The 8,442-nt window shown below is 58.4% G+C and carries 4 protein-coding genes and 5 pseudogenes; 2 read left to right on the top strand and 7 right to left on the bottom strand.

Features of this window, described 5'->3' with window-relative positions; translation table 11 throughout:
- Nucleotides 1-1,405 (bottom strand): annotated as a pseudogene (gene mobH, locus C5F71_RS00005) (MobH family relaxase); the annotation flags it as partial.
- Between the two features lie 224 nt (nucleotides 1,406-1,629).
- Here mobH and C5F71_RS28855 point away from each other — a divergent pair.
- Complete coding sequence (locus tag C5F71_RS28855) at nucleotides 1,630-1,827, top strand: hypothetical protein (RefSeq protein ID WP_061449399.1); 198 nt, start codon at nucleotides 1,630-1,632, stop codon at nucleotides 1,825-1,827.
- Nucleotides 1,828-1,918: 91 nt separating this feature from the next.
- On the opposite strand, the pseudogene C5F71_RS28850 reads toward C5F71_RS28855, so the two are convergent.
- Nucleotides 1,919-2,876, bottom strand: a pseudogene (locus C5F71_RS28850) (ArdC family protein).
- Between the two features lie 129 nt (nucleotides 2,877-3,005).
- Complete coding sequence (locus C5F71_RS28845) at nucleotides 3,006-3,335, bottom strand: hypothetical protein (protein WP_104910333.1); 330 nt, start codon at nucleotides 3,333-3,335, stop codon at nucleotides 3,006-3,008.
- A gap of 457 nt (nucleotides 3,336-3,792) precedes the next feature.
- On the opposite strand from C5F71_RS28845, the gene C5F71_RS28840 reads away from it, so the two are divergent.
- Entirely contained in the window at nucleotides 3,793-4,191 is a 399-nt protein-coding gene (locus C5F71_RS28840; RefSeq protein ID WP_104910332.1) for a DUF3742 family protein, read from the top strand.
- Here C5F71_RS28840 and C5F71_RS28835 read toward each other — a convergent pair.
- The 4 genes and pseudogenes from C5F71_RS28835 to C5F71_RS28820 form a co-directional block, all read right to left on the bottom strand.
- Nucleotides 4,180-5,722: pseudogene (locus C5F71_RS28835) on the bottom strand (conjugal transfer protein TraG N-terminal domain-containing protein). The gene C5F71_RS28840 and the pseudogene C5F71_RS28835 overlap by 12 nt on opposite strands.
- 10 nt (nucleotides 5,723-5,732) lie before the next feature.
- A pseudogene (locus C5F71_RS28830) lies at nucleotides 5,733-6,040 on the bottom strand (hypothetical protein).
- A gap of 3 nt (nucleotides 6,041-6,043) precedes the next feature.
- Nucleotides 6,044-7,424 (bottom strand): annotated as a pseudogene (locus C5F71_RS28825) (integrating conjugative element protein).
- Entirely contained in the window at nucleotides 7,421-8,377 is a 957-nt protein-coding gene (locus C5F71_RS28820) for a TIGR03756 family integrating conjugative element protein (RefSeq protein ID WP_104910328.1), read from the bottom strand. The pseudogene C5F71_RS28825 and the gene C5F71_RS28820 overlap by 4 nt, the downstream one beginning before the upstream one ends.
- Between the last annotated feature and the right edge of the window lie 65 nt (nucleotides 8,378-8,442).

The following is an 8,442-nucleotide window of genomic DNA, read 5'->3' as shown; positions in this document are numbered from 1 at the left end:
ATTGATGACCAGCTTGTGGCTCAAGATGCTTTCTTTGACCCAATTCAGAAATGCCTGACCTGGGCCATCCAGCGAGGTATTTGAGATTTCGAGAGTGCTTGCTGACGATTCAGCGCTGACCTCAGGCTCTTCCAGCTCGAACATATCCAATAGCGTGCCGAGATAGTCAGCGTCTTCCATCGCCATGGGATCGGGTTGCGATGGGCTTTGACGCGATCCTGTACTGACAGTCTCTGACGCTGCTGGTGATGCCGGGCGCCAGTCGGGTGGTCATGGACTGCAATGCTCACTGTTCCGCTGAAAGCTTCGGGACGTTCTTCGTTCCTCCAGATCAACGCCGGCTGAAGGCGCAGAAAGGTAAAGCTCTGCTCCCAGTCTCCCTGCGTCACCAGCGCGGTCCAGATGGCTTTGCCTTCTGGGGTGGACTCGGCCAGCCCATGCGACTGGAGTTCATCGAACACCGCGATGTTGGATGAGGGAATACCCTCGATCGACTGCGACAGCAGATAGGCTCGCAGCTTGTCCGTGACCGTCTTGCTGACCAGCCACAGCGCGTCTTGGGTCAACCAACCCGCGGCGCCCGGCTGGTTGAGTTTTAGCTCGTGCTGAACCAGATGACGCAGTCCGCTGACCAAATGGTGTTGCAACGAATGAACTGGTGCTTGCAGCGCCTTGCTAGGGTTACCTCCGATATTCTGCGCGGTGGAGAAACGGTCGGCCTGATGACCAACTCACCGAGCACGCCGGCACGTTCGTACTGGCCGGCCAGGACATACAGCAAGCTGCCCCAGAGCGACGGAAAGCCACTGAGCCAATCGAGGATTGGGCGGTCGAGAATTTGGGTGTAGAGCAAGCCTACGGCGGCGCCGTGCAGGTGGTAGTCACGACCCTTGATGTAACGAAAACGGTAGGGCTGATCTAGGGAGCCCTGCCAAGGATGCCAAACACGGCCATCCTGGCGTTCGACCAGCAGGTCCACGGCGATCTTGCCGATGTCATGCAGCAGGGCACCATAAGCGATGCCAGCCGACCAGGCATCGGTCTGGGCGGCTTGGTCTTCGGGCGCGGCGCCGGTGGGCAGTAGATACGACTGACGCAGTTTCAAACTGCAAGCGACCAGCTCCAGGCCATGGTCGAGCATGCCACCGAGATACGCATGGTGGTGCGTCTCGCTGGCCGGGAGTTGCTGGACCTGTTCGGCGTAGCGATGGATTGGATTTAAGTAGAGCTGGGTGAATTGGACGTGGGAGAGGGCGGTGTATTGCCAGATGCGATCGAGCAACTGACGGCGGTGCTCCACTGCTAAGAGGGTATGGGCTGACTCGACGGACAGGTAACCTTCGGCGACGTTGACGGTCGGTGGCGGAGGAGGCTTCTGCCTTTTGTGGCGAAACAGACTGAGCATCAGGACCTCCGGGAAATGGTTGGGTCAGTGGCCTTTTAGCCTTTTCGGATAGGGCTCTTACCCTTGACTCCCCATTCCCCTTCCAACCCTTACCTATCCTTTTGGTGTGTGTCTTTTGTGCGGCAATCGGAATATTGATATGGCAAGACATCGTTTTGTTGGAGGGCTGGTACGGAAAAGACAAGAGTCGGTACACTGCGGTGCGAATTTTCTCGGGGCTTGCCATGAATCTGACAGACGCCACGCTGGTGCTGCTGCTTGCGGCACGTATCCATGGGACAGACGAAGCCGTCAGAGCCTCGGCGAAGAGCCTGGTCAAGAAGTTGCCGCGCAGTAAGCGTGATCTGATCTACAAGGTAATCGATAGCCGTAGTCCGCTCGAACTGGTGGATTTTCTGGCACAGAACCTGGATTCGGAATGACAGGCTGATGGATGGAGCCTTTCTTCTGAGCATAAAAAAGGGCCCAACTCGCGTTGGGCCTTTTGACGCGTTTGCAATGGTGAGGTATCGATTAAGCTCCATCGTTCATGCAAGACGAGTCATCCAAGACCGCTTGCTTCAGTTGCTGCTCCAGGTTGAGTACATACTCCGAGCGCGCGGGCGTGACCACTGGCCCGAAAGATCGCGCGTTTATCTGTCTTGAGTAGACTGAGCCAGGAGTCGATATAGCTCTCGTGCCGCAGCTCTCCCTGAATGCCGGCATAAGCACATAAAAAAGCAGCACCCATTTCGGCGATCAACTCCTCAAACCCGTAGCCTGGTGAGCCGAACGGACATGCTGACGTCACGCCTTCGCGCTGCAACCGAGCGTGATGCCCGGTCCAGTGCGTCAGCTCATGCAGTGCCGTGGCGTAGTACCCGCTTTCATCGTGAAATTGTGCCTTTGTCGGCAGTTGGATGATCTCTGATCGGGTGGTAAAAGGCTTCGTTGGCAGGCCGATGAACGATGCGTGCACCTGAACTTAACAGCAGATTTTCCGCGGCGCTGTTGGGCTGGAAGGGATCACTCTGTTCCGTCTCGAGCAGGGTGTCACTAAGCATTTCGAGCCCCTCCGTTTGCTCGATGTTGAACAGAAAATGTGTCCTAACAATGCCAAAGTGAGCGACCTTGGGTTGACCGTTTTCATCGAGTACGGGTTGGCCTGACTCGGTCTGCTCCTCGCGTTCCATCGGCTTGTAGAGGACTGCCAGAGTGCTGTGTTCCCCCTTACGGATGTGCCCACCCGCCTTTCGGGCTTGATTGAAGGTCAGCCACCGATCTTGAGTGAACCCCTGCAACCTGGCCTCGGCCCAGAGCAATGGTAAATTGATGCCCGAGTAGGGACGACGCGTGATGGCATTGATGGGAAGGGTTGATGACGACTGACGTCAACTGAGCCACTTGAGGACCAGGGTTTGATCCAGGGGGTAACGCCTTGGTCCAAAGCTTTAACGATCTTGTCTGTCACGTCTTGGTAGATATCGCGCATGGCAATTTCCTCGAGAGAAAGCGGAGGAACGCCGCGCCCATCGGGAGGGTTCCCCGGTTGGGTGATGTGCTGGATCGATGCAGGTCTTGCATGGCGTCCGAATGTGGAGGTGGGCACTGTCAATTGCGCTTAGCGCTGGTGTTCTCCTGCAAGCGCTATCAGCAAGGCGCTAGGCTGATCTGGTTCTTGGAGCAGGCTCAGGCTCAATTGCAGCGACGGGCCGTGGTCTAAGTAATCGGTTGGTTCAATGTGGATTACCTCGAACAGCACGTAAGGCTTGTGTGGATAGGCCAGGTGGGCTTCGAAGGCTGCGCGCAATACGTGGCTCAACCGGTCGACCTGCAGCTTCTCAGCGTGATCGGATTGCTTGAGCAGGACTGCGCGTTGCCACGCGCCAGGGGTGAACACGATGGGCAACCGAAGGCTGTTCAGTGTTTCCGGTGTAAGTGAGTCGGGCATGGTATGTCTCCGTTGAAAGCGCGAAGAAACCTGCCCCGTGCGGGAGAGAATTTCCCCGCGGTGGGTTGAAGAAAAACGAGAAGGTTTGCTTGGTGAGCGGGGCTCGGAAGACGCTCAGAAGAGCAGTAGGCGTTCATCACCGTAGAAACGGTGACCGTGCGAGCTACCGAACGCTGATCGCACTTGGGGAAGAACCATCACCGAAGTGACGTAGCCTTGAAGGTTCTGGCTGCCTGGGTAGGGTGCTGTCGATAACAGCGATCCGTACCTTGTATTTAGCGGAGCGATTTATACGGGTCAACCTCCGAAGAGACCCTGTGTCACGATGTTCGTCTTCTGTCTTCCAGTGAAGTTTTTTTGGCTTGGCAAGCTGATAAACGGTCAGGCACGGACAGTTTTCAGTAGTAGGCTGTTACTCCTGTCTCAATCATGAAAACGCTCAGAAGAGGGCGAGAACATGCCGACTCAGAACCCTGTTCAGAATTCACGTGCCCACCGCTGGGCATATACCTGTGGCATGTCGATAAAGCGCGGGTATCGCAATTTGAAAGCGTTTGAGTCCCGCGTGGCTGAGCGTGCGGTGACGGCGGGATTGCCCGCGGGTAAATTACTTGTTCGCGGGAGCTTTCTGATTGCCAAACTGGCAATGATCGGAGGGCTGCTCTTTGTCAGTGTTTGGATGGTTACTTTCATTGTGATGGTGCTGGCTGTCACTACTTTGCTATGGCTCAGGGTTTTTATTGGTGCCGATCAACAAGAGAAAAACCCAGGGCCAGACTACCTAGGTGCTGACCTCTACATCGGTGAGTTCGACGACAATGGGCATTATATAGGCGACAGCAAGTCATCTAATTGAACGCTTAGCAGCACCCAATATTTGATCCGTACCTTTGCTCGCGGCGTCACTTGCTGCTTTGCTACCATTCGCCAACATGCCTTGAATCCCGCTGCCGACTGAATATCCCGCCCAGCTCATGGCCCCTAGAAACAGCATCGGCAGCACGATGAACATCGCCCCCATCACATACTCGATCACCTGCGCGGTGACAGTCCCATCCATAAACCCGGATGTGGGCAGCGATAACAGCACTTGATTGGACGCCGAGACCTGGTTGTACAAGGTATCGAGCATGCTGGAGTCGACCCAACGAGCCAGTTCCCACCAGAAGCTCAGCATGTGTAAGGTGAACAGCGCGAACGTCACGGTCATGACGGTCTTCAGCTGATAGGTACTGACCAACAGAATCAGCGGCAAAGCTGATGATGACGCCCATGATCAGGAAAGCCTGCACCATCGGCAGGGCGGCGCGTAGTGCATTCATCGCCGGGAAGTTGCTGAAGGAACCCAGTGCCAGCCCGGTATTGGTGGCCAGGTTATTGAGCCCCTGATTGATCGAGCCGCCTCGGGCACTGGAGCCATAGTCCTGGTACACCTGTCCGGGCGACATGGACATCGATTGCTGGCGCGGGCTGACCAACTCACGCAGGGTTGCATCCTCGATCTCGTTGCTCGAACGGCCAGTCAACCAACCTTTCAGTTGAGTCCAGCAGCGAGGGATCGACCTGCTGGATCAAGCGGTCGCGCAACCCAACGCCGCTATCACTCCACCACTGCTTGCAGGTGGGGTAGCCCGCGCCATTCTCCAGCCGCGGCAAGGAAACATCGCGGCTGTCGTTATACGGCCAACTGGCTCGCGGTGTACGCGAGCGATCCGTGTCGTAGTAGCCGGGCGTGTCGAGAAGATAGCTTGAGCCGATCCAGGACGCGTCGTGACTTTGTACCTTGTCCAGTTGCGGGCGATTGGTAAACAACCGAGAACGGGAATAGCCATAGCAGTCGCGAGTGAAGTCGGCGACTTCCTGCAGCAGTACCTGGCTGTCGATGCGCGAACTGTCGATCTCCATGCGCATCTGCCGGATATCCGCTGCGCAGGGATAGAGGCAGTGGCTGACGCAGTCACGCCTTTGCTCAAGGCATGCACCAGAAACCACCAGATCGGCACATTGGCGGAGCGTTCGCCGATAGTATTGAAGGTCGTCCCCCAGGCGGTTTCCGTCGGTTGGGCCACACTCACGCCGCAGCGCTGACTCGCCGCATCATCGAACGCCATCGAGGCGAGGCTCAACGGAAAGACCGGCGCGCAACCGAACAATACGACGATGTAGGCCAGCCACAACCGGTTCTCGATCCGCGGCACCGAGAGCAGTCCCTTGTTGCCTTCATCCGCGCCTTGCTGACGGGCTGACAGCCATTCCTGGAGGATGATCGCGCCGAAGGGCGCGGCAAATAGCCCGGTGTCGGACAGGACGCTCCAGAGGCCGTTATTGATGATCCAGGCCAGCAGAGAGAGGTAAAACTCGAGGTAGCTGTTGGTGCTCATGAGCATGGTGGTGGCCTCACAGTCGGGTGAGTTCGACGCAAGTAACGAGCACGAGCCCTAATGCTCCGATGCACTTCACGCGCAATCGATCCTGGGGTCGATGTCGGTAGCGCTGAAACAGATCCCACCAGAGCGCAAAGAGGCGGCGTAGAGCAGGGCACGCCACCCCCGCAGATAGGGTCGTACGGATTCGAATGCCTGCTGCCAGGCCTCGAAACTATCCAGCGCAGTGCGTCCGATCCAGGCGACCAGTACAGTGGTCAGGATCATCACTGCGGCAATCCCCAGACTCGAAAGCAAAGTGAATAGCGGTGAGCGTTTCATGGCTCACTTGCGCCTGGCGTCAGCATCATTGAGTCGGCCGGGCTCGGGTCGCCTTGCTCGACGGTACGCGATGCGTCGCACCACCGGCATGTCGGTCGAGTACCAGGCTGGCGGTGTTGGTCGCCAGCATCTGCCGGACCTGCAGTTCGTCTGCAGCAGGCGTATTTCGCGCTCCAGGGTGTCGATGTTTTTCGTCAAGGCGCTCTGTGCCGGCTCGGCGGAGGCGATGTTCGGTTCGTGACTGCCCGCCAGCAGGGTGCGCAGTAGCAGCAACGCTTTGTCGAGCACACTGGACAAGGCCGTCTCACTGGCCAGGCGCCGCGCCAACAGGTCCTGATCGGGGTCGTCACGCAGGGCTTCGACCACACCACGGGTCACCGGCAGCATCGGGCTGGAGGCTTTCGCCAGGTTGTCAGGGGTAGGCGGCAGAGAGCCAGACAACAGCCCTTGCAGGGCCTTGAGGCGCACGTTATAGGCCTCTTGGATCAGCGGCGTCCAGTCCGCTGCCAGCGGTCGCACGCAGAGTTTCGCAGCTGTCGCAGGTCGCGACTTCCGCTCTCGCCCAACACGCGGACGGCCCATTCGGATTCCTCTTGGGGCGAGGTCCAAGTCTGGCAAATAGCCCCGCCTAAGCAGTCGCTGCTACTGATCGAGGCGCTGTCATCCACCGACCGGTTATGCAGCAGGTTGTAGCCTGCTCGCACTACGTCGGAAGTCACCCGGATGGGGGGTGCCCACTACCTCCAGCCTTCTGGCCGCCGACCCAGGACACCCCATTGTTGCCGTTTTGGGCCTCGGTGTTTTTCACTGCGGCCACTGCATCACCGCCGGTTTGCTCCAGGTTGCCCTGCATCTCCTGGTTCTTGGCCAGCGCGCCCCAGCCGGCTTGACCGACCTTGTCCGCCATCTTTTCGGCCATGGCCTGGCAGGTCAATTTGGAACGATCGAAGTCGATGCGACCCTGCATAACGCCGTTACTCAGCAACTCATAGAGTCCGGGGTTGGCGCGCTGGATGATCAATGCTGGCAGCGACATCACGGCTTGGGTCGCGTTCTGGCACGATGCTGCCATGATCTGCTGGAAACCTTCGGTGACGCCGTTCAACTGGTTCTGCAGGGTATTGGTGAGGCTCATGTTTCCGCACATCATGTTTGCTCGCCAGGACCCGCCGACACCGAGACCGCTGGGTCGGTAGAGCGAGCTCGGTGAGCCCACTGCCGAGCCGCCACCGATGGTGTACATCACTCGGTCATCGAGCACTTCGCCTTGAGTGCCCAGGCGGTAATCGCCCTCGGCGGCGTGGGCATGAGTGGCCATAGCGAGTAGCCCGTAGAGCAACAGACTCATCACGCCCAACCAGGGGCGCGCGAGAAACCGGCTCATGAAGCACCTCCTTCGAAGTCGATGCTGAACAGGAAGGTCTGCCCCTCACGTTTGCAACAGCTATAGGGCCGCCACAGCGACCAGGCGTAGCCACCATCCGCGCTCTGTACCGGATCGCTGGGGAAGATGGCGCACGTGGGCTGCACCTGGGGGTAGAGCAATTGCCATTTGTGGGTCGAAGCGTCGTTTTCAACGATCGGACCCGGCGGCCAGTAGCCGTCGCGTTTGGCGGGCGTGAGTGGTAAGTACACATGCGGCTGCCAGTTGCGGGTAATCACATCGCCGGCCCGTTGCGCCATGACTGCGGCCGCCTTGAAATCGTCGGGCTGTACCAGAAAGCCCTGCCGGGGATAGACGTTGCCCCACATGTTTCCCGAAGCCTGACGTCCGATTTCACGGATCCCCGGCATGAGCGACTCGGGGTAAAGACTTTCCGGGATGCCATGACGCCACGCCAGTGAGTCCAGGGTACTCAGGTAGTAAGGCATGAATGCAGTTGCACCGCTGGCGCAGGCATAGCCGGATTGCGAAGCCAGTTGCGTGGCGATCCAGCCACCGGGGTGGCCGATACCATCGACGTTCTTAAAGCGGGGCAGGTTGTCGCGGTGGGTGTTCGGGGTGATCAGGTTGCCGCCACCTTCCGCACCGCTGATGGGCGAGGAGAGGGTGGTCATCTCGGTCCAAGGGTTATTGCCGGTGGTGGCGTAGCTCGAGACCACCAATTCAGGAGTGAAATGACGAACCTTGGTCGAGGTTTTGACTGTGCAGCCGAAGGGCGTGCAGAGGAGCCAGAAACAAATACCGACGACCCTGTAGTCGAGGCAGTTTTGCGAAAGCACGGAGGACGTGATGCTGCCGGTGTCCAGCGCCACGCTTGGGCCGCACGCCAGCAGGATACTCAGCGCCAAGGGCCGTAGCTTTGTGGGCGGGATTGACGAGCAGGCAACAGGCATGATCCAGGCTCTCAGTGTATGGCCTGGGCAGGTTCGATTACGGACTGAAGACTGTCAGTGGAAAT

The organism is Pseudomonas sp. LG1D9 (assembly GCF_002949995.1).
GTDB classification, from domain to species: Bacteria; Pseudomonadota; Gammaproteobacteria; order Pseudomonadales; family Pseudomonadaceae; genus Aquipseudomonas; species Aquipseudomonas proteolytica.
This window is presented reverse-complemented; position numbering and strand designations above follow the sequence as displayed.